This window comes from Mycobacterium bohemicum DSM 44277, from assembly GCF_001053185.1.
Taxonomy (GTDB): Bacteria; Actinomycetota; Actinomycetes; order Mycobacteriales; family Mycobacteriaceae; genus Mycobacterium; species Mycobacterium bohemicum.
This window is the reverse complement of record NZ_CSTD01000001.1, coordinates 890,625-915,283: the sequence shown is the minus strand read 5'-3', so window position 1 is coordinate 915,283 and position 24,659 is coordinate 890,625. Positions and strand designations below refer to the sequence as shown.

General features: G+C 70.2%; 21 protein-coding genes. 17 read left to right on the top strand and 4 right to left on the bottom strand.

Annotated elements, in window-relative coordinates:
* Positions 1–43: 43 nt before the first annotated feature.
* The gene (locus tag BN971_RS04490) at positions 44–1,441 is read right to left on the bottom strand and encodes a WS/DGAT/MGAT family O-acyltransferase (RefSeq protein ID WP_085181607.1); all 1,398 of its coding nucleotides are present in this window, start codon (positions 1,439–1,441) and stop codon (positions 44–46) included.
* A 110-nt stretch (positions 1,442–1,551) separates the two neighbouring features.
* Entirely contained in the window at positions 1,552–1,995 is a 444-nt protein-coding gene (locus BN971_RS04485; protein ID WP_085181608.1) for a nuclear transport factor 2 family protein, read from the bottom strand.
* Between the two features lie 134 nt (positions 1,996–2,129).
* Here BN971_RS04485 and mbp1 point away from each other — a divergent pair, with 134 nt between their 5' ends.
* Both mbp1 and BN971_RS04475 read left to right on the top strand, forming a co-directional pair.
* On the top strand, positions 2,130–2,366 hold the full coding sequence (gene mbp1 / locus BN971_RS04480) for a microaggregate-binding protein 1 (RefSeq protein WP_085181609.1): 237 nt from the start codon (positions 2,130–2,132) through the stop codon (positions 2,364–2,366).
* 112 nt (positions 2,367–2,478) lie between these two features.
* A complete protein-coding gene (locus tag BN971_RS04475) occupies positions 2,479–4,689 on the top strand; it encodes a molybdopterin-dependent oxidoreductase (RefSeq protein ID WP_090350008.1) in 2,211 nt (736 codons plus the stop codon).
* Between the two features lie 54 nt (positions 4,690–4,743).
* On the opposite strand, the gene BN971_RS04470 is transcribed toward BN971_RS04475, so the two are convergent.
* A complete protein-coding gene (locus BN971_RS04470; RefSeq protein ID WP_085181610.1) occupies positions 4,744–5,586 on the bottom strand; it encodes an SDR family NAD(P)-dependent oxidoreductase in 843 nt (280 codons plus the stop codon).
* Between the two features lie 153 nt (positions 5,587–5,739).
* Between BN971_RS04470 and BN971_RS04465 the strand changes: the two genes are divergently transcribed.
* Both BN971_RS04465 and BN971_RS04460 read left to right on the top strand, forming a co-directional pair.
* Positions 5,740–6,777: an alpha/beta hydrolase gene (locus BN971_RS04465; protein ID WP_085181611.1), complete on the top strand. Its 1,038-nt coding sequence runs from the start codon at positions 5,740–5,742 to the stop codon at positions 6,775–6,777.
* Between the two features lie 132 nt (positions 6,778–6,909).
* A complete protein-coding gene (locus tag BN971_RS04460) occupies positions 6,910–9,435 on the top strand; it encodes an FHA domain-containing protein (protein WP_170322130.1) in 2,526 nt (841 codons plus the stop codon).
* 11 nt (positions 9,436–9,446) lie between these two features.
* On the opposite strand, the gene BN971_RS24915 is transcribed toward BN971_RS04460, so the two are convergent.
* Positions 9,447–9,611, bottom strand: coding sequence for a hypothetical protein (locus BN971_RS24915; RefSeq protein WP_169718612.1), 165 nt, complete (start codon positions 9,609–9,611; stop codon positions 9,447–9,449).
* 226 nt (positions 9,612–9,837) lie between these two features.
* Here BN971_RS24915 and BN971_RS04455 point away from each other — a divergent pair, with 226 nt between their 5' ends.
* The 13 genes from BN971_RS04455 to BN971_RS04390 all read left to right on the top strand — a co-directional run bounded on the left by BN971_RS04455 (position 9,838) and on the right by BN971_RS04390 (position 24,629).
* The gene (locus BN971_RS04455) at positions 9,838–11,028 is read left to right on the top strand and encodes an acyl-CoA dehydrogenase family protein (protein ID WP_085181612.1); all 1,191 of its coding nucleotides are present in this window, start codon (positions 9,838–9,840) and stop codon (positions 11,026–11,028) included.
* Positions 11,029–11,031: 3 nt separating this feature from the next.
* Positions 11,032–11,748 carry an acyl-CoA dehydrogenase family protein gene (locus BN971_RS04450; protein WP_090349823.1) on the top strand — a complete coding sequence of 239 codons (717 nt, stop codon included), beginning with the start codon at positions 11,032–11,034 and terminating at the stop codon, positions 11,746–11,748.
* Between the two features lie 14 nt (positions 11,749–11,762).
* On the top strand, positions 11,763–12,248 hold the full coding sequence (locus BN971_RS04445) for a MaoC family dehydratase (protein WP_085181714.1): 486 nt from the start codon (positions 11,763–11,765) through the stop codon (positions 12,246–12,248).
* Positions 12,249–12,313: 65 nt separating this feature from the next.
* On the top strand, positions 12,314–12,712 hold the full coding sequence (locus BN971_RS04440) for a MaoC family dehydratase (RefSeq protein ID WP_249262719.1): 399 nt from the start codon (positions 12,314–12,316) through the stop codon (positions 12,710–12,712).
* A complete protein-coding gene (locus BN971_RS04435) occupies positions 12,709–13,911 on the top strand; it encodes a thiolase family protein (RefSeq protein WP_085181615.1) in 1,203 nt (400 codons plus the stop codon). The genes BN971_RS04440 and BN971_RS04435 overlap by 4 nt, the downstream gene beginning before the upstream one ends.
* Positions 13,908–14,330 carry a Zn-ribbon domain-containing OB-fold protein gene (locus BN971_RS04430; protein ID WP_085181616.1) on the top strand — a complete coding sequence of 141 codons (423 nt, stop codon included), beginning with the start codon at positions 13,908–13,910 and terminating at the stop codon, positions 14,328–14,330. Before BN971_RS04435 ends, BN971_RS04430 begins: the two co-directional genes overlap by 4 nt.
* The gene (locus BN971_RS04425) at positions 14,327–15,310 is read left to right on the top strand and encodes an alpha/beta hydrolase (RefSeq protein ID WP_245836847.1); all 984 of its coding nucleotides are present in this window, start codon (positions 14,327–14,329) and stop codon (positions 15,308–15,310) included. The genes BN971_RS04430 and BN971_RS04425 overlap by 4 nt, the downstream gene beginning before the upstream one ends.
* The gene (locus tag BN971_RS04420) at positions 15,307–16,908 is read left to right on the top strand and encodes a flavin-containing monooxygenase (RefSeq protein WP_085181618.1); all 1,602 of its coding nucleotides are present in this window, start codon (positions 15,307–15,309) and stop codon (positions 16,906–16,908) included. The genes BN971_RS04425 and BN971_RS04420 overlap by 4 nt, the downstream gene beginning before the upstream one ends.
* Position 16,909: 1 nt before the next feature.
* Positions 16,910–18,616, top strand: a complete 1,707-nt coding sequence (gene fadD1, locus BN971_RS04415) for a fatty-acid--CoA ligase FadD1 (protein WP_249262703.1) — start codon at positions 16,910–16,912, stop codon at positions 18,614–18,616.
* A gap of 489 nt (positions 18,617–19,105) precedes the next feature.
* Positions 19,106–20,203 carry a ferredoxin reductase gene (locus tag BN971_RS04405; protein WP_085181621.1) on the top strand — a complete coding sequence of 366 codons (1,098 nt, stop codon included), beginning with the start codon at positions 19,106–19,108 and terminating at the stop codon, positions 20,201–20,203.
* A 16-nt stretch (positions 20,204–20,219) separates the two neighbouring features.
* On the top strand, positions 20,220–21,629 hold the full coding sequence (locus BN971_RS04400; protein WP_085181622.1) for a fatty acid desaturase family protein: 1,410 nt from the start codon (positions 20,220–20,222) through the stop codon (positions 21,627–21,629).
* Positions 21,630–22,246: 617 nt separating this feature from the next.
* Entirely contained in the window at positions 22,247–23,869 is a 1,623-nt protein-coding gene (locus tag BN971_RS04395) for a class I adenylate-forming enzyme family protein (RefSeq protein WP_085181623.1), read from the top strand.
* Positions 23,856–24,629 carry a class II aldolase/adducin family protein gene (locus BN971_RS04390; RefSeq protein WP_085181624.1) on the top strand — a complete coding sequence of 258 codons (774 nt, stop codon included), beginning with the start codon at positions 23,856–23,858 and terminating at the stop codon, positions 24,627–24,629. Before BN971_RS04395 ends, BN971_RS04390 begins: the two co-directional genes overlap by 14 nt.
* Positions 24,630–24,659: the final 30 nt, after the last annotated feature.

Sequence of the window (24,659 nt, the reverse complement as noted above, 5' to 3'; positions counted from 1 at the left end):
TGCGGCGGTGACGGCGCCGCGCGGGGTTCACCGACCGCGCGGCTCAGCGTTGTGAGCCGGGACCACGCTCACTGCAGTTGAGCAGTTCCTTCAGCGCGGCGGGGAATGCGTCGGCGAGATCCCAGAGGTCCGAAACCAGGTCGGGGCACGAGACGATGCCGATGCCGAGCCGGCCGTTCAGCGACATCACGGTGACGTTGAGGCCGGCCCCTGCGACGAGCGGTCCGAGCGGATACATCCCGTCGAGCCGGCAGCCCAGGAAGTACAACTGTTGGGCCGGGCCGGGCACGTTGGACAGCACCAAATTGTGGGGTGGCTTCTGCGGCAACGGAATTCGCGGTAGCAGCTTCGTCGCGGCGCCGAAGACGGTCCGTCCCGCCACCTGGGTCCAGTCGTGCAACAGCGTCGGACCCATGGCGCGGGCGTGGTCCTTGGCCGCGCCGTTGCCGGCGGCCACGCTGCGCAGCCGTTCGGCCGGGTCCTCGATGTGGGTCTCGATCCGGCACAGCATCCAACTCGTCTGGTTGCGCCCCGGGCGACCCGATTCGCCGTGCACCGAAACCGGCACGCTCGCGACCAGCGGGCGATCCGTCAGCTCGCCGCGGTGCTGCAGGTACTGCCGCAGGGCTCCCGCGCACAGCGCGGTCACCACGTCGTTGACGGTCACGCCGAACCTGTTCTTCACCGTCTTGATGTCCTCGAAGTCCACCTCGGCGAAGGCGACGCAGCGGCGCCGGCTGCAGGAGCCGTTGAACACCGTCGCCGGTGCGGCGAACGGAGCGGCCATCGTGTGCCCGCCGCCGCGGACCCGCAGAACGGTCTGCGCCAGGGTGACGGCGGTTGCGGGCACCACCTTCGCCAGGCGCCAGGGCCGCAGCGCCGTCCCGATCAATCCCGACGCGGCGATCTGCAAGGGATGCGCCGCGCCCGCGCCGGCCGCGGAGTCACGCGGGGGCGCGGCGTCGGCCTCCGTTCCGCAGAGCTGCGCGAGCAGATTGGCGCCGCCGATGCCGTCGACCACCGCGTGATGCGCCTTGAACACCACCGCCAACGCGTCGTGCTGCAGGCCCTCGATCACCCACATCTCCCATAGCGGATGGTCGCGGTCGAGCGCCTGGGCGGTGATCTGGCCGCACATCTCGGCCAATTCCCGGCGACCGCCCGGCGCGGGCAGCGCCGCGTGGTGCAGGTGGCGCCCCAGGTCGAAGTCGTCGTCGTCGACCCAGACCGGATGGTCGAAGTTCAGCGGGGTGTCGGCCAGCTTGCAGCGGAATTCGGGGATAGCGCCGACCCGCGCGGACAGCGCCTCGCGGAACCGGTCGAAGGTGTAGCCGCCGGGCATCGTCGACGGATCCATCTCCAGTGCACAGCAGACATTCAGTGGCTGTGTCGGTGATTCCACGTACAAGAAGAACGCGTCTAATCCGCTCAGTCGCTCCATACCGCTCATCTCGTTGTATCGGCCCCGTGCGGGATCAGGCGAAGGGCGCTGTCGATGCTGTCCTGACCGGGTAGCCAATCACCGGGAATCGCCAAACATGGCCGGGGAGTTCAGCCGCCGCCTGCCCGCCGGGCCATCGTGGAGTCCGGGGATGCCCAATCGGTGCTCACCTTGCGGTGTTCGATGAGCCAGCCGTCACCCTCGGGCACCAGGACGTCGCGATAGCGTCCGAAATGGTCCAGCCCGATCTCGGTCAGCACGGTGAAGTAGGACGAGACGCGTGCCCGCTCCGGGCTGAGCCCGGTGAACAGCACGTTGGTCAGGTTGTGGCGGACGACCCGCCGGCCGTCTGCGGGCGCATTCGGCGTGAGGCCGCCGAGGAAGGCGGCTATGTCGGCCCGTCCGCGCAACGGGTCCAGCCCGCGGATCTCGAGCACGCCGTCCGTGCGGAACGTCGCGGCGAGCTCGTCGATCCTGCCGGCATCGCCCGACCAGTTGTAGCGCGCCAGCGTCTCGCGGATCTGCTCGCGGGCGATCAATTCCCACACCTGCACCGTGGCGGCTCCTCGCTGGCGATCCCGGACGGGCCATCCGGATGTGGCGAACGCTACTCGGCGCCGGCGTTTCGGCCGTCTGCGCGGCCGGGAATCCCACCGGCAGATCAAACCAGCCAGATGAAGGAGTCGTTATGTCGGAGAAGAGCGGTCCCCAGGAAGCCGTCGAAGGCATCGTCGAGGGTGTGAAGGGCAAGGTCAAGGAGGTCGCGGGCGCGGTGACCGGCAGCGAGGACCTCCTGCGCGAGGGTCAGGCGCAGCAGGACAAGGCCGACGCCCAGCGTGAGGCGGGCCAGAAGGAGGCGGAAGCCGAAGCCGCCCGCAAGGCCGCCGACGCCAACGAGGCCCGGCAGAAGGCCGAGCAGGGCTGACACTCCGGCTCGAGTGGCCCGGTCGCACGGCGCGACCGGGCCATCGCCGTCCCGGGCCGGGATGATGCGCCCACTTCCGCTACCTCGGGTAGCGGAATACAGTGGGTGGGTGGTGGCGACCGGCGATGACGGCAGGCATCTGCGTACCTGTCCTTTGTGTGAAGCCATGTGCGGCTTGGAGATTGACGTCGAAGCCGGAAGGGTCACCGGCATCCGGGGCAATCGCGACGACGTGTGGAGTCGCGGGCACCTGTGCCCGAAGGGCGTGGCGCTCGGCGCCCTGCACGACGACCCCGACCGCATCCGCCGCCCGCTGGTCAAAGTCGACGGGCAATGGCACGAGGTCGGCTGGGATGCGGCGTTTCGGCGCTGCACCGAACTGCTGACGCCGGTTATCGACAAGTACGGAATCGGCGCCGTCACCGCCTACACCGGCAACCCGCTGGCGCACTCGTTCTCGCTGGCCCGGTATGCGGGCGTGCTGCTGGGCATGTCGGGCATGCCGGTGACCTACTCGCCCGGGACGGTCGACCAGTGGCCGAAGAACCTGTCGTCGCATCTGATGTATGGCGGCTGGTGGAGCTTTCCGGTTCCCGACATCGAACGCACCGACCTGCTCGTCATCATGGGCGCCAATCCCGCGGCGTCCCAGGGGTCGCTCCTGGCCGCACCCGATGTGATGGGCCTGATCGACGCGATTCGCCGGCGCGGCAAAGTGATCGTGATCGACCCCGTGCGCACCCGCACGGCCGACCGCGCCGACGAGTGGCTGCCGATCGTCCCCGGCACCGACGCCGCCCTGCTGTTGGCCGTCGCCCACACCCTGTTCGACGAGGGCCTGACCAACCCCGGGCCGCACGTCGACGGTGTCGACACGATGCGCCGCGTCGCCGCCGACTGGCCACCGAGCCGGGTCAGCGCCGTCACCGGCATCGGCGAGGACCGCATACGCCGGCTGGCCCGCGAGCTCGCCGGCACCCCGAAGTCGGTGGTCTACGGGCGAATCGGGCTGTGCAACCAGGAATTCGGCAGCCTGGCCAGCTGGATGGTCGACGTGATCAACATCCTGACCGGACACTTCGACACCCCGGGCGGGGCGATGTTCCCGAAACCGGCGGCCTGGTCGGTCACCACGCAACCCCTGCCCGGCCTGGAGGACGGCGCGCCGGAGTTCGGCCGCTGGCGCACCCGGGTGCGGGGCGCCAAGGAGGTGCTCGGCCAGGCTCCGGTGTCCTGCCTGGCCGAAGAGATCGCCACGCCGGGCGACGGACAGCTCAAGGCGCTGATCACCATCGCCGGCAACCCGGTTTTGTCCACACCCGGCGGCGACCGGCTCGACGAGGCGCTGGGAATGCTCGACGCGATGATCGCCGTCGATTTGTGGATCAACGAGACGACCCGGCACGCCGACGTGATCCTGCCCGGGCTGTCGCCGCTCGAGCAGCCCCACCACGACGACCTGATCCTGCAGTTCGCGATCCGCAGCATCGCCAATTACTCGGCCCCGGTGTTCGACCCGGGTGAGCGCCCCCACGAGTGGGAGATCCTGATCCGGCTCACCGGCCTGTGCACCGGGACGCCGGCCGAGGACGTCGACGTCGAGGCGATCGACGACGGCTTCTTCGACTACCTGGCCTTCACCCAGGGACTCGACGGCGCGGAGATCCGCAAGCTCTACGACGGCACCGGTTTGACAGGCGGCCCGGAGCGAATCCTGGACCTCACCCTGCGCACGGGCCCCTTCGGGGACCGGTACGGCCAGAATCCGGGCGGGCTCACCCTGGACCTGCTCAAGGCCAACCCGAACGGGATCGACTTCGGGCCGATGGTGCCGCAGCTGCCCGGCATCCTGGGCACCGCGGACAAAAAGATCCGGCTGGCGCCGCAATACCTGCTCGACGACCTGCCCCGGCTGGCCGCCCGCCTGGACCGGCCGCCCGAACCGCTCGTCCTGGTCAGCCGCCGACACCTGCGCTCCAACAACACCTGGCTGCACAACGTGCCCGCGCTGATGAAGGGCAAGGACCGCTGCACGTTGCTGATGCATCCCGACGACGCGGCCCGCCACGGCGTCGACGCCGACGACGTCGTCACGGTGAAATCGGAGGCCGGCGAGATCACGGTGCCCGTGGAGGTCACCGACGCGATCAGACCCGGCGTGGTGTCGATGCCCCACGGCTGGGGACACGGCAGGCCGGGCACCCGCATGACGGTGGCCAACGGTTCGCCCGGCGTCAACACCAACGTGCTGTCCCCGCCGACGTTCCTCGACGAACCGTCCGGCAACGGCGCCCTCAACGGCATCCCGGTGAGCATCAGCTGACGCACCGCACGGACATCGCGACCACGGAATCGGCGCGATCGGGCGGCGCGGCGATCACGGGGCGATGGGCCGGTTCGTCCACTGCCGGCCGGGGCGGCGCGCCGAGCGGAACCACCCGCCCGCCGCGCCGGTGCCGCCGTCGGTCGGGATGGTGTGGCCGGTGACGAACGCCGACAGGTCGGAGGCCAGGAACAGGATGACCCGGGCCTGGTCGACCGGCAACCCCATCCGCCCGAGCGGAACCCACTGCGGCCATTGCGACTGTTCCTCGGCCGACAACCACTGCGAGTAGGGCACCTGCAGGGACTCGGTGACGTCGGGCCCGATCGCGTTGACCCGCACGCCGTCGCGGCCGACCTGCACCGCCAGGCTGCGGGTGAAGTGCACGACGGCCGCCTTGAACGCCGCATACACCGGGTCCTCGGGATACCCGCGCAACGCTTCGACCGACGAGACGTTGACGATCGCGCCGGTGCGCCTCTCGATCATCGCCGGCAGCAACGCGTGGGTGACCAGAAAGACGTGGTGCAGGTTGATCCGGTAGAGCTCGTCCCACAGCTGGGGATCGGTCTCGGCGAAGTCGCCGGGGTGGCGCAGCCAGTGGCCCACGTTGTTCACCAGCACGTCCACCCGGCCGTGGTCGACCAGCACCGATCGCGCCAGGCCGTCGACCTGCCCGGCATCGCGAACGTCGGCGACGTGGACGACGACCGAGCCCCCGGCGTCGGCGATCTCCGCGGCCGTCCGGTGCGCCCCCTCGGCGTCGATGTCGGCGATGACCACGCGGGCGCCGTGCGCGGCGAACAGGCGCGCGGTGGCCGCGCCGATACCACCACCGCCGCCGGTCACCACCGCGACGCGATCGAGCAACAGCGGACCGGTGGTTGGTTCGTCCATGCCCCTCATCTTGGGGCAGCGCTCGACGGCGGGACGGCCGTACCCCCTCCGGCGCGTCGGCAAACGTGACGAGCGCTACAAGCCGCGAGGATTTGCCCGCCGTTTTCCGTTCCCGCGAGCGGGTATTCGGTGCGCACTTAGGAGCTGATGCCAATGATGACGACAGATCCATACCAATTGCTGCCGAGTCGGGCGATGTCGCGACGAGTCCACCACCGCGCCAGCCCGCAGTCGTATGCGGTGTCGGCGGCCAGCCGGCTGATCGTCAAGAACACGGTGCGGGCGTGGGCCATGCAGCCGAACCTGCGCTGGCCCCTGGAGTACGTGGACGGGTTCGCGGGCTTGCTTCCACGCTTTGGCTCCACCGCGCACGTCGCCCCCGTGCGGCTCGACAACTGCGCCGCCGAGTGGGTGCGGGCGCCCGGCGCCTCCGCGGCACGGGCGATCCTCTACTTCCACGGCGGCGCCTTTTTGACGTGCGGCCTCAACACGCACCGCTCGATGGTGATCCGCCTGTCGAAAGCCGCCGACGCCGCCGTGCTCACGGTCTGCTACCGCAAGCTGCCCTCCCACCAGATCACGGATGCCATCGAAGACGGCCTCAGCGGCCTGCGCTGGTTGCAGGAGCTGGGCTACGACGGTGACCAGCTCGTGGTCGCCGGCGACTCTGCCGGCGGGTACCTCGCGTTCATGACCACGCTGGCGGCCATCCGCAGCCACGATCTCACCCCGGCCGGGGTCGCGGCGATTTCGCCGTTCACCGACGCGGATCCCACCCGAAAACTCAAGCACCGCAACGCACGAAAGTGCTCCATGTTCACCCGGCGCGCCCTGTCGAGGTTCGCCAAATTCCTCAGCACGGTCCACCTGCCGGGTGACGAGCACGGGTCGGGGGGCGCGGTCGTCTCGCCGGTGGAGGCCGACCTTTCGCTGATGCCGCCGGTGACCATCCACGCCAGCTCCGACGAGTTGCTGACGCCGGACGCCGAGTTGATGGCCGAGCGGCTCGAGGCGAGCGGAGTCCGCTGCGATCTGCACCTTTGGGACAAGCAGATCCACGATTTCCCGCTGGCGGCCGACGTGCTGCCCGAAGGGCGGCGGGCGATCCGCTACATCGGCGACTTCATCAAGCAGGTCACCGCCGCGGCCGGCAACGAGTCGTGGCGCCGGGTCACCGCCGAGGCGGGCTGACAAGAATACGGGAATGCCTGCGCGGCAGGAATTTTCGGCGGGGCGGCCGTCCCCAACGCCACTCCTGTGGGGGCCCAGGGCGATACGGCAGGCCGACCCCGCCCCCAATTGGCGGTCCGGCCGATACAGTGGATCCTCGTGAGCCGACCAGCCGCCCCCGTGCTGACCGTGCGGTACGAGGGCGCCGAACGCACCTTCGCAGCCGGCAACGACGTCGTCATCGGGCGTGACCTTCGCGCCGACGTCCGCGTCGCGCATCCCCTGATCTCCCGGACCCACCTCATCGTGCGCTTCGACCAGGGCCGATGGATCGCGATCGACAACGGCAGCCTCAACGGCCTGTACGTCAACAACCGCCGGGTGCCGGTCGCCGAAATCCAGGACGGCCTGCGGGTCAACATCGGCAATCCGGACGGCCCGGCGCTGACCTTCGAGGTGGGGCGCCACCAGTCGGCGGGCCGGCCGCCCTTGACGACGTCGATCCCGATCTACAACCCGCCCAGCGCGCCGGTGCCACACAGCCAGCCGCAGCCCGCCCCGCCCTGGCCGGGCCAGCCGCACCAGCCGCCGACCGCCGCGGTCCGCCAGCCCACGCATCCGCCGAGCGGACCGCTGGCGCAGCACCCGCCGTCGGGCCCCGAGCACCGGTACCCGACCAGCGGGCACGTGCCCACCCCGGCCAGCGGGCCGCAGCCCGCGCCGCAGATCTACCGGCCACCGTCGCCGAACGTTCCGCCGCCCCCGGCCGCGCACCCGGTGGGGGGGCCCGAGACCGGTCGCGTCGGCGGGGATCAGTCGAACCTCGCGACCTCGATGATGAAGATCCTGCGGCCGGGACGGCCGGCGGAGTCGGCTCCCGGGGCGGTCAAGATCGGCCGGGCCAACGACAACGACATCGTCATCCCCGAGGTGCTGGCCTCCCGCCACCACGCCACCCTGATCCCGACCGACCACGGCACCGAGATCCACGACAACCGCAGCATCAACGGCACCTTCGTCAACGGGTCGCGGGTCGACGCCGCGGTGCTGCACGAGGGCGACGTGGTCACCATCGGCAACATCGACCTCGTCTTCGCGGGCGGCACGCTGGCCCGCCGCGACGAGACCGCGACCGCGACCCGCACCGGCGGGCTCGACGTGCGCGGGGTGACGTGGACCATCGAGAACAACAAGACACTGCTGGACGACATCTCGCTGGGGGCTCAACCCGGCACGCTGACCGCGGTGATCGGCCCGTCGGGCGCCGGCAAGTCGACGTTCGCGCGGCTGGTGGCCGGCTACACGCACCCGACCAGGGGCACGGTGTCGTTCGAGGGCCACAACGTGCACGCCGAGTACGCGTCGCTGCGCAGCAGGATCGGGATGGTCCCGCAGGACGACGTGGTGCACGGGCAGCTCACCGTGCAGCAGGCGCTGATGTACGCCGCCGAACTGCGGTTGCCGCCGGACACCACCAAGGACGATCGCGAACAGGTGGTGGCCCGGGTGCTCGAGGAGCTGGAGATGACCCAGCACCTGCACACCCGGGTCGACAAGCTCTCCGGCGGCCAGCGCAAGCGCGCCTCGGTGGCGCTGGAGCTGCTGACCGGGCCGTCGCTGCTGATCCTCGACGAGCCGACGTCGGGCCTGGACCCGGCGCTGGACCGCCAGGTCATGACGATGCTGCGGCAACTCGCCGACGCCGGCCGCGTGGTGCTGGTGGTCACGCACTCGCTGACCTACCTCGACGTCTGCGACCAGGTGCTGCTGCTGGCCCCCGGCGGCAAGACCGCGTTCTGCGGGCCGCCGCCGCCGGCCGAGCGGCCCGCCGAGATCGGCGACCCGTCGCACACCAGCCTGTTCCGGCAGTTCTCGACGATCGCGCGGCGGCAGGTCCGCCTGATCGTCTCCGACCGCGGCTACTTCATCTTCCTGGCGCTGCTGCCGTTCATCATGGGCTCGCTGTCCATGTCGGTGCCCGGCGACGTGGGCTTCGGCAGGCCGAACCCGCTGGGGGCCGCGCCCACCGAGCCGGGGCAGATCCTGGTGCTGCTCAACGTCGGGGCCGTCTTCATGGGAACGGCGCTGACGATCCGGGACCTGATCGGCGAGCGCCCCATCTTCCTGCGCGAGCAGGCGGTCGGGCTGTCCACGTCCGCCTACCTACTGGCGAAGGTCTGCGTCTACACGGTGTTCGCGGTCATCCAGTCCGCGATCGTGACGGGCATCGCGCTCGTCGGCAAGGGCGGCCCCACGCAGGGGGCGGTGGCGCTGGGGATCCCGGGCCTGGAACTGTTCGCCGACGTCGCGATGACCACCGTCGCCTCGGCGATGCTGGGCCTGGTGTTGTCGTCCATCGCCAAGTCCAACGAACAGATCATGCCCCTGCTCGTCGTGGCGGTCATGTCGCAGCTGGTGTTCTCCGGCGGCATGATTCCCGTCACCGCACGGCTCGGGCTCGACCAGATGTCCTGGGTGACGCCGGCCCGGTGGGGCTTCGCGGCGTCGGCCTCCACCGTCGACCTGCTCAGCCTGGAAGGCCAGGTTCCGTCGGTCCCGCAGGATTCACACTGGCGGCACACGGCCGGCGCCTGGTGGTTCGACATGGGCATGCTGATCGCGCTCAGCCTGGGCTACCTGGGCTTTGTGCGCTGGAAGATTCGGCTCAAGGGAGGCTGATCGCCGGGGCGTCACGCCCTTCGGCGCACCACCTCGTCGGCGGCCGCCCGCATGCGATCCGAAAGCTGGAGCAGACCATGCTCGCCCACGCCGTTGGGCAGCGTGTAGGCCAATTGCCGTAATTCGATGGCACAGTCGCGCAACTGCTGGCGGAGGCGCGTCTCAACGGTGGGCATCAACTTCTCCCTACGAGCGGGGACCGAATATCACGATCATCCCAGCGCGCCGGCACATCCGCGATGGCGCGCAAGCGTGTTAACCGGACCTTGACAGGGTTTTTACAGTCGCGGGGCTCAGGTCGACCCGGTGGCGCCGGGCGTAACGTCGGTGCGAAATGGCGGGCGGAAACCGGCTCCGGCGTTAGGCTGGCGCAGCCCGATCGAACGCGGCAAAGGGGCCGGGATGGATTTCGAACTCGACGCGGAGCAGCGCGCATGGCTGACCGAGGTGCGCGAGTTCCTCCGCGACAACGTCACCCCAGAGCTGTTGGCCGAACTCGCCGAACACGACCTGGAAAAGCGCGACGGCGAGGTGGCGCGGTTTCGCCGAAAGGTCGGCGCCAAGGGCTGGTTCGGGGTGAACTGGCCGCGCGAGTACGGCGGCCTTGCCGACGAAGGGGGTTACAGCGCCCTGCACCTGCACCTGCTGATGAGCGAGTTCGAGTACTGGGGTGTGCCCGGGCCGGACCTGACGGTGACGTCGGTGGCCCCGATGATCATGCGCCACGGCACCGAGCGCAACCGCAGCGAGTGGCTGCCGCTCATCGCCAGGGGCGAGATGATCTGTGCCGTGGGCTATTCCGAGCCCGACGCGGGAACGGATCTGGCCAGCCTGCGCACCAGCGCGGTCAGCGACGGGGACCACTGGGTGATCAACGGCACCAAGATCTGGAACAGCGGCGCCCAGCGCGCCACCCACGAATGGCTGTGCGTCCGGACCGACCCGAAAGCCGTTCGGCACCGCGGCCTTTCGGTCATCATCGTGCCGATCGACAGCCCCGGCGTCGAGATCCGCCCGCTGTATGCCTGGTCGGGCTATCGCACCAACGAGGTGCACTTCCGCGACGTCCGCGTGCCCGTCACCAACCTGATCGGCGAAGTCAACCGCGGCTGGACGTACATCACCGGCGCCCTGGACCTCGAGCGCGGTGCCCTGACCAACGCCGGGGACCTGCGCCGCGCCGTCGACGAGCTACGCCGACTCGCCCGAACGCCCCGCCGTGACGGCACCGTACCCGCCGACAGCCCGGCGCTGCGCCGCCGGCTGGCCCAGGCCGAGGCGGACGTCGAGGCGGCGACGCTGATGGGCTATGAGGCCGCGTCGATCCTGGACGGCGGCGTCATCCCGACCGTCGAGGTCAGCGTCGAGAAGGTCTTCACCAGCGAATTGCGCCAGCGCATCGCCGATCTGGCGCTCGACCTCCTGGGCCCCGACGGCCTGCTCGCCCACCGCAGCGAGCAGGCGCCGCTCGCCGGCAAGTTCGAGCGGCTCTACCGCGCAGCGCCACTGATGCGGTTCGGCGGCGGCACCAACGAGGTGCTGCGCGACATCATCGCCCAGCGCGGCCACGGAATGCCCTCGTATGGGCGCTGATTCGTGAAAGCGACCCTCACCGCCGAGCGCCGCGAGTTCGCGTCGTCGCTGCGCGCCCTGCTCAAAGCCGAATGCCCCGTCACCCTGGTGCGCGCCCTGAACGAGCCCGGGGCCGACCGAAGCGCCCCGACCCTGTGGAAGGCGCTCGCCGGCGCCGGGGTGTTCGGGCTCGCCATCGCCGAGGAATTCGGCGGCTCGGGCGGCTCGCTCGACGACCTCGCCGTGTTCTCCGTCGAGGCCGGGCGCGCGCTCTTCGCCGCGCAACCGGCGCTGCGCGGGGTCGCGAACGCGGCCGTGGCGCTGGGGTCGCTGGACCTGGTCGGCGTCGGGCAGGCCGTGATCGACCGCACCGTCGGATACACGATGGTGCGCCATCAATTCGGCCGGCCGATCGCCTCGTTCCAGGCGGCCCAGCACCTGATCGCCAACATGCACATCGCCCTGGCCGCAGCGCGATTGGCGGCGCACTCGGCGGTGTTCTGGATGGCGCGCGGGCGCGTGGCGACGCGGGAGACGGCGATCGCCCGCATGCACGCCGCCACGGCGGCCAGGCTGGTCACCCTGGACGCCCATCAGCTGCACGGCGGCATGGGTTACGTCACCGAGACGGACCTGCATCTGTGGAGCGAACGGGCGCGGTGGGGCTCGACGCTGGCCGGGGGAGCCGACGTTGCGGCGGCCTGGCTGGAGGAGACGATGAACGAACAGGAGCGCGCGTGAGCCCGGATGACACCCTGATCGACGAACGGTCGGCGGCGCGGGTCGGGACGGTTGCCGCGTCCGCGACCGGCGAGGTGAACCGGCGCGACTGGCAGCGCTGGGCCGCGGCCGTCGGTGACCGCAACCCGCTGTGGTTCGACCCGGAGTACGCCCGCGCCAACGGGTTTCGCGATGTCACCTGCCCGCCGCTGTACCTGCAGTACGCGATCCTCGGCGTCGCGCAGCTGGACGAGCTGCGGCCCGACGGCTCCTCCGGCGCGGTCTCGGGCAGCCTCGCGTTTCCCCGCGCGCCCAAGCGCATGGCCGGTGGCGAAAGCTTCACCTTCCACGCGCCGGCCTACCACCGAGACGAGATCGAGATGGTGCGCACCATCGAATCGATCGTCGAAAAGCACGGCCGCTCCGGTCCTTTCGTGCTCGTCACCTGGCGAACGGTGTACCACAACCAGCACCGCGAGCTGGTGGCCGAGGCGTCCACGTCGATGATCGCCCGCCCCTAGCAAAAGGAATGTGCGCCGTGACCGGTCAACAGCTGTGCTACGAAGACGTCGCCGTCGGCGACCAGATGCCCGCGCTCACCGTCGCCGTCGACGAAACCCAGATGTTCTTCTTCAGCGCCGCCACCTACAACGGCCACCGCATCCACTACGACAAGGACTGGGCCCGCTCGGTCGAGGGCTACGACGACGTGCTGGTCCACGGGCCCATGCAGGCCGCGCTGCTCGCGCGGGCGCTCGGCGACTGGATCGGCGGGCGCGGCCGGCTGGTGTCGTTCTCGGTGCAGAACCGGGCGATCGCCTACCCCGGCCAGCGGCTCACCTTCGGCGGCCACGTCACCGCCAAGCGCCTCGCCGACGACGGCGCCGCACTGGTCGAACTCGACATCGCCGGCCGGCGCGACGACACCGTGCTGATGCCCGGAACCGCCACCGTCTGCCTGCCCCGCCGCGGAACGCCCTCGTGACGGGGCTGCGCGGCGAGGCGGCGGTGATCGGCATCGCCGAGCTTCCGGCCGAGAAGCGCCCGACCCGGCCGCCGGCGTTCACCCTCGACCAATACGCGAGGCTGGCGAAGCTGGTGATCGAGGACGCCGGCGTCGACCCCGCGAGCGTCAACGGCCTGATCACGCACGGCGTCGCCGAGTCGGCCATGTTCGCGCCGGCCACGCTGTGCGAATACCTCGGCCTGCCACTGGATTTCGGCGAACGGGTCGACCTCGGCGGCGCCACCGCGGCGGGCATGATCTGGCGGGCCGCGGCCGCGGTCGAACTCGGCGTGTGCGACGCCGTGCTGGCCGTGCTGCCCGGGTCGGCGTCGGTGCCTAGATCGCAGCGGCACCCACCGCCGGCACCGAATTGGTATGGGGCGTCGTCGAACAACTACGGGTCGCCGCAGGCGGAGTTCGAGATCCCCTACGGCAACGTCGGCCAGAACGCGCCGTACGCCCAGATCGCCCAGCGGTACGCCGCCGAGTACGGCTACGACCCCGCTGCGGTCGCCAAGATCGCCGTCGACCAGCGGACCAACGCCTGCGCCCACCCCGGCGCGGTCTTCCACGGCCACCCGCTCACGGTCGACGACGTGCTGGCCAGCCCGATGATCGCCGACCCCATCCACATGCTCGAGACCGTGATGCTGGTGCACGGCGGAGCCGGGGTCCTGATCGCCAACGCCGACCTCGCCCGCCGCGGCCGCCACCGCCCGGTGTGGATCACCGGCTTCGGTGAGCGGATCGCCTTCAAGACACCGACGTACGCCGACGACCTGCTGTCGACGCCGATCGCCCGCGCCGCCGACCGCGCGTTCGCGATGGCCGGGGTCGGCCGCTCTGACGTCGACGTGGCGTCGATCTACGACTGCTACACCATCACCGTGCTGATGAGCCTGGAAGACGCCGGCTTCTGCCCCAAAGGGCAGGGGATGTCCTGGGTCACCGGCCACGACCTGACCCATCGCGGCGACTTCCCGCTGAACACCGCGGGCGGCCAGCTGTCCTTCGGCCAGGCGGGCATGGCCGGCGGCATGCACCACGTCGTCGACGGCGCCCGGCAGGTCATGGGCCGGGCCGGCGAGGCCCAGGTGGCCGACTGCCACACCGCGTTCGTCACCGGCAACGGCGGCATCATGAGCGAGCAGGTCGCCCTGCTGATGCGGGGAGACTGACGGTGACCACGCCCCTGCCGATCCCCGAGCCGACCCCGGTCTCGCAACCCTTCTGGGATGCGTTGGCGCAGCACCGGATCCGGGTGCAGTACTCGCCGTCGCTGCGGCGCTACGTCTTCTACCCCCGCACGCTGGCGCCGGGGACGCTGGCCGACGATCTCGAGTGGCGCGAAATCGACGGCGCCGGAACGCTGTACACCTACACCGTCGCGCGCCGGCCCACCGGGCCGCCGTGGGCCACTGGGCAGGGGGCCGTGCCGCAGCTGCCGGCGGTCGTGCAGTGGGACGCCGGGCCGCGGGTCAGCACCGAATTGGTCGATGTCGACCCGGACGACATCCGGATCGGGATGCGGGTCGAGCCGGTGTTCTACGATCTGCCCGAAACCGGCATCACGCTGCTGAAGTACCGGCCGGCATGACGGGCTCCCCGGAGGACCACATGGAAGACGCGATCGACGGCGCCGTCCGGGCGATGCTGCGCGAACTCAACGCCGGTTTCCCCCACGTCGAAACGATGACCGCCTCGGAAAGCCGCGCCGCGGTGGCCGCACGTCGTCTGCCCACCCCCAACGTCGACGACGTCGGAGGCACCGTCGACGCCTCGGTGCCGGGTCCCGGGGGCGGGATCGCAGTGCGCATCTACCACCCCCACGGCGATGACGCCCGCAACCGCCCGGCGATCGTGTTCTGCCACGGCGGGGGATTCGTGTTCTGCGACATCGAATCCCACGACGGCTTCTGCCGCGCCCTGGCCCGCGGCAGCCGCGCCGTGGTGGTGTCGGTCGGCTACCGGCTGGCGCCCGAGCACCCGGCGCCGGCGGCCGCGCTGGACAGCTTCGCGGCGTTCTGCTGGGTGATCGACCACGCGGCGGAACTCGGCGTCGACCCCGGGCGGACCGCCGTCGCCGGCGACAGCGCCGGCGGCAACCTCGCCGCCGTCACCGCGATCCTGTGCCGCGAGCGGGGCGTCCGCGCACCCGTCGCCCAGGTCCTGCTCTACCCGGTCATCGATCCCTCGTTCGACACCGAGAGCTATCACCGCTACGCCGACGGCTACTTCAACACCCGAGCGGCGATGCAGTGGTACTGGGGCCAATACCTCGGCGGCGCAACGCTCGTCGAGCCGTGGTATCTGGTGGCGCCGGCCCGCGCGGAATCCCACGCGGGCCTGCCGCCGGCGGTCGTCGTCACCGCCGGCCTGGACCCGCTGCACAGCGAGGGCTGCGACTACGCGCGGCGCCTGCGGGCGGCGGGCGTGGGCGTCGTACACCGCGACTTTCCCGGTCTGTTTCACGGCTTCATGACCGTCCCGCCCCTGGCCGCCGCCGGCTCGGCGCTGGGCCTGGTCCTGCGCGACCTGCGGCCGTTGCTGCACCCGGCCGAGAGGCCGCGCGCATGACCGACGTGATCGTCATCGGAGCGGGGTTCGCCGGACTCTACGCCGTGCACCGCGCCGCGTCCGCCGGGCTGTCGGTCATCGGCATCGAAGCGGCCCCCGACGTCGGGGGCACCTGGTACTGGAACCGGTATCCCGGTGCGCGCTGCGACGTCGAAAGCGTTGACTACTCCTACTCGTTCGACGAGGAACTGCAGCGGAGCTGGACGTGGAGCGAGCGGTTCGCCGCCCAGCCGGAGATCCTGGCGTACCTGCGCCACGTCGCCGACCGCTTCGGCCTGCGGCGCCGCTACCGGTTCGGCGTCGACGTCGTCGGCGCCGCGTTCGAGGGCGGCCGCTGGAAGGTCCGCAGCGCCGACGGCGAAACGTACGCGGCCCCATTCCTGGTGTGCGCGACCGGCTGCCTGTCGGCGGTGAACCGGCCAGACATCCCCGGCGCCGACGAGTTCGCCGGCGAGGTGTACTTCACCGCCGCCTGGCCGCGGGAGGACCCCGACCTGCGCGGCAAGCGGGTCGGGCTGATCGGGACGGGTTCGTCCGGGATTCAAGCGGTTCCGATCATCGCGCGCCAAGCCGACCGGCTCGTGGTGTTCCAGCGGTCGGCGAACTACAGCGTCCCGATGCCCAACCGGCCGTGGTCCCCGGAGGAGCAGCGACGGATCCGCGAGGAATACCCCGAGCGCCGCCGCGCCTCGGCCTACGCGTCGGCCGGAACGCCGCACGGCACCTACCACAAGAACGCGCTGGACGCCGAGCCCTCCGAACGCGTCGAGGCGTTGTGGCGGCGCTGGCGCGAGGGTGGCGTCCTGTTCGCCAAGACCTTCCCCGATCAGAACAGCAACCTGGCGGCCAACGACATCGCCCGGGAGTTCGCCGAGGAACGCATCCGGGAGATCGTCGACGATCCGGTCGTGGCCGCCGACCTCATCCCGGTGGACCACCCGATCGGGTCGAAGCGAATCTGCACCGACGCCGGCTACTACGCCACCTTCAACCGCGACAACGTCACGCTGGTGAACTTGCGCCGCGAGCCCATCGAGGCGATCACGCCGGACGGCGTGCGCACCGTCGGCGCCACCTACGACTGCGACGTGCTGGTCTTCGCGACCGGCTTCGACGCGCTGACGGGCGCGCTCACCCGCATCGACCCCGCCGGCCCCGGCGGGGAACGGCTGCGCGACGTCTGGGCCGACGGCCCGGTGACCTTTCTCGGCATGCTGATCCCCGGGCTGCCGAACCTGTTCAGCATCAGCGGACCCGGCAGCCCCTCGGTGCTGGCCAACATGGTGCTGCACGCCGAGGTTCAGGTCGACTGGGTGATGGACCTCGTCCTTACCGCGCGTGACCGCGGGATCAGCGAGGTCGAGCCGCGCAGCGACGCCGCCCGGGACTGGACCGGGCACGTCGCGGAGGCCGCCGAGCGGACCCTGTTCCCGAAGGCGGCGTCGTCGTGGTACCTCGGGGCCAACATCGAGGGCAAGAAGCGCACGTTCATGCCCTATGCCGGCGGCTTCGGCACCTACCGCCGCCACTGCGAGGCGGTGGCCCGCAACGGATACCCGGGGCTGGTGCTGACCACCCGCAACGAGCCGGGGGAGTGACGTGCCCGAGACGGTGCAGGAGCTCCTGCGGCAGCGCAGGCACGACGACACCCGGGCCATCGCCTACGGCGACCGGACGTGGACCTGGCGCGAGCACCTCGCGGAGGCGGAGGCCGAGGCGGCCGCGCTCATCGCGATGGCCGACGCGCGGCGCCCGCTGCACGTGGGCGCCCTGCTCACCAACTCCCCGGCGATGCTGCGTGCGATGGCCGCCGCCGCGCTGGGCGGCTACGTGCTGTGCGGCATCAACACCACGCGCCGCGGCGCCGGGCTGCTGGCCGACATCCGGCGCTCCGACTGCCAGATCCTGCTCGTCGACGACGAACACCTGCCGCTGCTGAAGGGGTTGAGCCTCAATGGAATCGAGGTTCTGAACGTCGACGCTCGGCGCTACGCCGACGCGGTGGCCGGCGCCCCGGCGGCGGTGACCCATCGCGAGGTGAGCGCCGCCGACACCCTGATGATGATCTTCACCTCGGGCACCAGCGGTGACCCCAAGGCCGTGCGGTTCGCCCACGGGATGGCGATCATGTGCGGCGCCAGCCTGATCTTTCAGTACGACGTGACGGCCGACGACGTCTGTTACCTGTCGATGCCGCTGTTCCACTCCAACGGCATCGCGGCGGGGTGGGCGGTCGCCGTCGGCAGCGGTGCGACCATGGTCCCCGCCCGGTTCTCGCCCACGCGCTTCCTCGACGACGTGCGCCGCTACGGCGTCACGTACCTCAACTACGTGGGCAAACCACTGGCGTTGATCCTGTCCACGCCCGAACGCCCGGACGACGCCGACAACACGCTGCGGGTGGCCTTCGGCAACGAGGCGACCGACCGAGACATCGACGAGTTCGCCCGGCGTTTCGGCTGCCGGGTGGTCGACAGCTTCGGATCGAGCGAGTTCGCCGTCATCGTCGTCCGGGAGGACGGCACCCCGCGCGGCTCGATCGGCAGGCCGTATCCGGGGGTGGGCATCTATAACCCGGCCACCCTGACCGAATGCGCCGTGGCCGAATTCGACGAACACGGCGCGCTGACCAACTTCGACGACGCGGTGGGCGAGCTCGTCAACACCCAGGGCGCGGGACCGTTCGCCGGCTACTACAACGACCCGGCCGCGACGGCCGAGCGCCTGCGGCACGGCATGTACTGGTCGGGCGACTTGGCCTACCGGGACGCCGACGGCTGGATCTACCTCGCCGGGCGCACCGCGGACTGGATGCGGGTGGACGGGGAGAACCTCGCGGCCGGGCCGGTCGAACGGGTCCTGCAGCGGCTGCCGCAGGTCAGCCAGGTCGCCGTGTACGCGGTGCCCGACGAGCGGGTCGGCGACCAGGTGATGGCCGCCCTGGTGCTGCGCGACGGCGCCCGGCTGGAGCCGGAAGATTTCGAGAAATTTCTCGCGTCCCAGCCCGACCTGTCGCCCAAGGCGTGGCCGCGGTACGTGCGCATCACCGACGACCTGCCGGTGACCGCGACCAACAAGATCCTCAAACGCGACCTGATCGCCGCCGGCGTCACCGCCCCGGGCCGACGAAGATCGCGGCCACGACGCCCAGCAGCGCCCATCCCAGCCCGGCCGGGGCACGACGAAAGTGCGCATGTCCGGCGGCCAGGGCGAGCACGACGAGGCTGGCGCAGACGACCGCGATGGCCGTCCATTCGCGGCGGGAGAGCCGCGCCGACAGCAGCCAGGCGGCCACGATCCCGGTGACCGCGATCGACGCGGCCAGCGCCGCGGCGACCACGTAGATGGGCACCAGGCGCAGCGCCGCGACTTGCAGGAGGAAGCCGACGGCGTCGAGGCCCATGCCGGCGAGGTAGCGCCACTGCCGGACCGCGCGCATCAGCAAAACGGTGTCGACGCCCGAGCCGCTGCCGGCCTCCACCGAGCGCGTCCCCGCGGCCTGCAGCACCGACGCGGTGCCGTAGCACACCGAGCAGCCCAGAGCGAGCAGGAACCCGATCAGCACCCACTGACAATAGGGCGCCGCCCGGCGGCGCGCGAAAGCGAAATGTTTGCGTCGCAACGCTGTGGGTTACGTCACAGGTACGTCACCGCGCACCCGTCCACCTCGCGCACCGATTTCAGTGAACGGGTATGCCACTTTATGGTCATTCGCGTCTGCGGCTGAAGTCCTTGCACTACAAGTGCATTCAATTTGATGTTTAGCTCGGGTGTACAACTGTGTACTCTAGCCGCATGGCGGAACGTGGCGCGCAACCTCATGTCCCACGCGGGCGTCGGCTGTTCCTGCGCGCGGTCCGGCGCTTGTTCAGCCCGCTGCAGCCCGACGACTACCTCGAGATGATCAACCCGCTGTGGACCACCAAGGAGCTGCGCGGGAAGGTCGAGCGGATCGAACAGCAGGGCTCGGAAGCGGCCAGCGTGCTCATCCGGCCGGGGTACGAATGGCCCGGCCACAAGCCCGGCCAGTACGTTCGCCTCGGCGTCGTCATCGACGGGGTCTACCACTGGCGCGCGTACTCGCTGACGTCGGATCCGCGGCCCGAGGACGGACTGATCAGCGTCACGCCGAAGCGGGTCGACGGCGGCGTCGTGTCGCCGTATCTCGTGCACACGATCCAGCCGGGCGATCTGGTCCGGCTGGGCGAGATCGAAGGCGTGTTCACGCTGCCCGAGCCCGTGCCGGCCAAGATGCTGTTCATCAGCGCCGGCAGCGGCATCACGCCGATCATCAGCATGCTGCGCGACCTGGACCATCGCGACGAATTGCGCGACGCGGTGGTCATCCACTCGGCGCGGACCCGCGAGCAGGTCATGTTCCTGCCCGCCCTCGAAGAGCTCTCCGAACGTCACCCGGGCATGCGGCTGGATCTGCGCCTCACCTCCGAACAGGGCCGGCTCGCACCGACGGACCTGGACGAGTTGTGCCCCGACTGGCGCGAGCGCGAGGCCTTTTGTTCCGGTCCGGGCGACATGCTCGACGCCCTGATCGAGCACTGGAAAGAGAACGGGGATTGCGACCGCCTGCACTTCGAGCGGTTCCAGCCCAAGATCGGCGGCGACGCCCACGCCGGCGAGGGCGGCATGGTCTGCTTCCTCGACAGCGACAAAGAAGTCGAATGTGACGGTGGCACATCCATTTTGGAGGCGGGGGAGAAGGCCGGCCTCAACCTCGCCTTCGGCTGCCGGATCGGCATCTGCCACACCTGTGTCGGGACGCTGAAGTCCGGGAAGCTGCGGGACCTGCGCTCGGGCGACGTGATCGAGCCGACCGGCCAAGACGTGCGGATCTGCATCAACACCGCCGAAGGCGACGTCGAACTCAAACTGTGATCGAAAGGAGCGGCCCGTGACCACTGCCGTGAAGAAGGCCGGGGAGTCACCTCTCGCCCGGCTGGGGGAACAAGAGCTGGAGAAGCTCCCGAAGGAATTCGACGCGATCCACGACGAGGTGTTCGCCGACCTCGGTGACCGCGACCGGCGCTACATCAAGAACGTCATCTCCGCGCAACGCCAGATCGTCGTGGCCGGGCGCGTGCTGTTGCTGGCCTCGCGCTCGAGGACCGCGTGGTTGCTGGGCACCGCGTGTCTCTCCATGGCCAAGATCCTGGAGAACATGGAGATCGGCCACAACGTGATGCACGGCCAGTGGGACTGGATGAACGATCCCGACATCCACTCGTCGGTCTGGGACTGGGACACGGCGTCCACCGCCGAGTCGTGGAAGCACTCCCACAACTACATCCACCACACCTTCACCAACATCCTCGGCAAGGACAAGGACCTCGGCTACGAGATCATGCGGATCGACCCGAACCAGAAGTGGGCGCCGCGGTACCTGTTGCAGCCGCTGTACAACCTGCTGCTCACGCTGCTGTTCGAGTGGGGGGTGGCCGTCCACGACATGGACATCGACGCCATCCGCAAGCGCGAGAAGCCGTGGTCGGAGGTGCGTGAGGACCTCAAAGGCATCGGGGTGAAAGCGCGCGCGCAGATCATCAAGGACTACATCGGCTGGCCGGCGATCAGCGCCGGCGCGTTCGCGCTCACCCAGCTGGCGCTGCGCGGCCGCCTCGAACAGCCGGCGCACTCCCGCGTAGGGAGAAGGCTCCGCAGGGTGTCGAAGGGCCGCCGCGTCGGAGCCGTGGCGAACTTCCTCGACAAGGTCGCGCCGGGCGTCGAAAGCACCTACCTGCGCACCCTGGGCGCCGACGCCCTGGCCAACGTCATCCGAAACATCTGGGCGCACGCGATCATCTTCTGCGGGCATTTCCCGGACCAGACCTACACGTTCACGCCGGAAGAGACGGAGAACGAGACGCGCGGCGGCTGGTACGTGCGCCAACTGCTCGGCGCCGCGAACATCGAGGGCAGCCCGCTGTTCCACCTCATCAGCGGCAACCTCGGCTACCAGGTCGAGCACCACCTCTACCCGGACATGCCGAGCAGCCGATACTCGGAGATCGCGCCGCAGGTCAAGGACATCTGCGACCGCTACGAGCTGCCCTACAACTCCGGCCGGTTCGGCAAGCAGTGGTTCATGGTGCACCGCAGCATCTTCCGGCTGGCGTTCCCGGGCGGAGAGCCGCGGCCGAAGCCCGGGCCGTACCACAGCAACGTGCACCGGCCCGATCCCGTCGAGCGGCCCAGCGAGAGCGCCCGGTTCCGCGACCGGGTGCCGGCCGAGCATCCCGCCGCCGGACCCGAGCACGCCTCAGGTGGGGTCGAGGTGCAGCCGCCCCCGCGTGGCAGCGACTGAGCGCGTTCGTCGCCCCCTCTTCGCCCCGATACCGTTACGCCCCGAAAGGCTCGGCCCGCACGCGCATCGGTGAACCATCGATCCACCGCGGCGGCGACGAACATGGGGACAGGGTGACGGACATCGAGGGGCCCCTACTCTGGGCAACCCGAAACCTGAGGGTCCGCTGGGAAAACCCTTTGACCGGCCGCGCCCTACTGCGCGCCCGAGTCCGAGAAACTACTGTTGTATTCATGACGACTTTCAAGACGAGCGCGACGGCCGCATTGTGCGCATCTCTGTTCGCCTCGGCGGCCGCCTGGTCACCCGCCATTGCCGCGGCGGCCCCGGCATCCACCGCGATCGCTGCGTCATCGAGCGTGGTACCCGCGCCCCCGTCCCCGTCGTCGCCCGGCGGCGCACTCCAGGTGCGTCCCGCCGCGGGAGCGTGCATCGTCGGTCTCAACTGTGGGTGCATTCGCGACATCACCTGTCCGGGACCGAGGCCGCACCCTGCCCGGCCCGGTAACGCGAACGGCCCGCAGCACAGCGCGTCCGTGGCGCCGAATCCGTAATCCCCAATCCTCCGATGCGGTTCCCCGCAACGGAGCGCTGCGTGGTTTCCCTATCATTTGCTGATGAGCGCCGGTGGGCTGCAGACCGTAGGCTCGCCGGCCTTCACCGGCGAGGACGTGGCACGATTTCACGCCGCGGGGTGGTGGTCGGAGTCCACGCTCTCGGACGCGGTGCGGTTTCACGCCCAGCGGTCACCCGATCGCCTCGCGTACGCCGACCACCCCGGCATGGCCCTCACTTGGCGTGAATTCGATGCTGCGGCAACCACGCTGGCGGAGCGCCTGGCCGGCGCCGGGGTGCGCCCCGGCGACCGGGTCGCGGTCTGGCACCGAGACTCCGCTGCCATCCACGTGCTGTTCGTCGCGATCGAGCGGTGCGGTGCCGTCGTCGTCGGGATCGGCGCCCGGGCGGGCACCCGCGAGGTCGCCGCGATCCTGAGCGGGGCCCGTCCGACGATGTTGATCAGCGACGAATCGCACAGCGCCGCAGCGACCTCGGCCGTGCAGGCATCCGCGGATACGGCGGTGACCGCGTTGGTCCTCGCCGACGGTTTCGCCCTCGACACCGATGCCGAGCCCATGTCCCCGGGACCCGGCGCCCGGCTGGGCCCCGACGACGTCTTCCTCATCAACTCCACGTCGGGGACCACGGGGCTGCCCAAATGCGTCGTGCACACCCAGAACCGCTGGCACTACTTTCACCAAAAGGCCGTCGCCAACGGGCTGCTGACCCCCGACGACGTCTTCCTGCCGGTCATACCCACTCCGTTCGGCTTCGGGCTGTGGACCAGCCACACCACGCCCATCTACCTCGGTGCCGCCACGGTGATCACCGAGCGGTTCAGCACCGCCGCGACGTGTGCGGCGATCGCGCGGCATCGTGCGACCGTCCTGTGCTGCGTCAGCACGCAATTGACCATGCTGATGGCCGACCCGGCGTCCCGGGAGCACGACCTGAGTTCGCTGCGCGTTGTGTTCACCGGCGGGGAAGCGTTGCCGTACCGGCCGGCCGTCGACTTCGAGGAGCTGACCGGCGCCACGATCCTGCAGTTCTACGGCTCCAACGAGACCGGCATGCTGAGCGCGACGACGCTCAACGACTCGCGAGAGCGGCGGTTGCGCACCGCCGGGCGGATCGTCCCGGAGATGGCGGTCCGGCTGTTCGACGGCGACCGCGACGTCACGGCGACCGGCCGCGGCCAGCCCGCGTGCCGGGGCCCGGCGACCAGTCTCGGCTATCTCGGTGGAACCGGCCACGACGAGCTGTTCACCCGCGACGGGTGGATGCGCATGGGCGACATCTGCGAGCTCGACGCGGAGGGCTACCTGACCGTCACCGGCCGAACCTCGGACTTCATCCTGCGCGGCGGCAAGAACATCAGCGCGAGCCAGGTGGAGGACGCCGTCATGACCCATCCCGCGATCGGGGTGGCCGCGGCCGTCGCCATGCCCGATCCGGTGTTCGGGGAACGGGTCTGCCTCTACGCGGAGGTGGTCGGCGCGCAGCCGGTCGACCTGTCCGCACTCACCGAACACCTGCTGGCCATCGGGGTGTCCAAGGAGTTGCTGCCCGAGCGGCTGATCGTGGTCGACGAGCTGCCCCGCTCGTCGGGGGGCAAGATCGCCAAAGGCCGGCTTCGGGAGGATATTCGATTCAGGATGGAGGCCGATGATGAACGTTCCTGACGCGCGCCGGGGTGGCCTGCAGGCCTGGGCCCCGTCGGTGATGCCCCCGATCGGGGTGGAGCTCTCGCGGGAGCAGGCGCTGGCCGTGGCCTTCCGTCACCTGGCCGGGATCGGATTCTCCGAGAACATGGCCGGGCACATCACCTGGCAGCCCGACGGGCAGACGGACATGCTCGTCAACCCCTGGGGGCTGTGGTGGCAGGAGATCACCGCGTCCGACATCTGCGTCGTCGACAGCGACGCCCGGGTGGTGCGCGGCCGCTGGGACGTCACCCCCGCCATCCACATCCACACCGAACTGCACCGCGTCCGCGACGACGCCCGCGTCGTCATCCACAACCACCCGTACTACGTCTGCGTGCTCGCCGCGCTGGGCAGGTTGCCCGAACTCGTGCACCAAACCGGGTCGCTGTTCCTCGACGACCTCTGCCTGGTGGATTCCTACGACGGCGAGATCGACGGCCCGGCCCCGGCGGCGGAGCTGGCGGCGCGGATCGGGGGAGCCAACCTGACCATCCTGGCCAACCACGGGGTCATCGCCACCGGCCGCAACCTCGAAGAGGCCGTCTACCGGGCGGCGTCCATCGAGCGGGTGTGCAAACTCGCCTACGACGTCATGCTCACCGGCGCGCAGCCGGTCGCCATGCAGTGGTCGGACATGGCCGGCATGCAACGGTCACTGATCGAACGGGCCGCCGATGTGTATTGGGCCGGCGCGGCGCGGCTGACCATCAAAGCCGATCCCGCCGTGCTCTCCTGAGGGCAAATCGCTGCAGCACAGGAGGTTTGA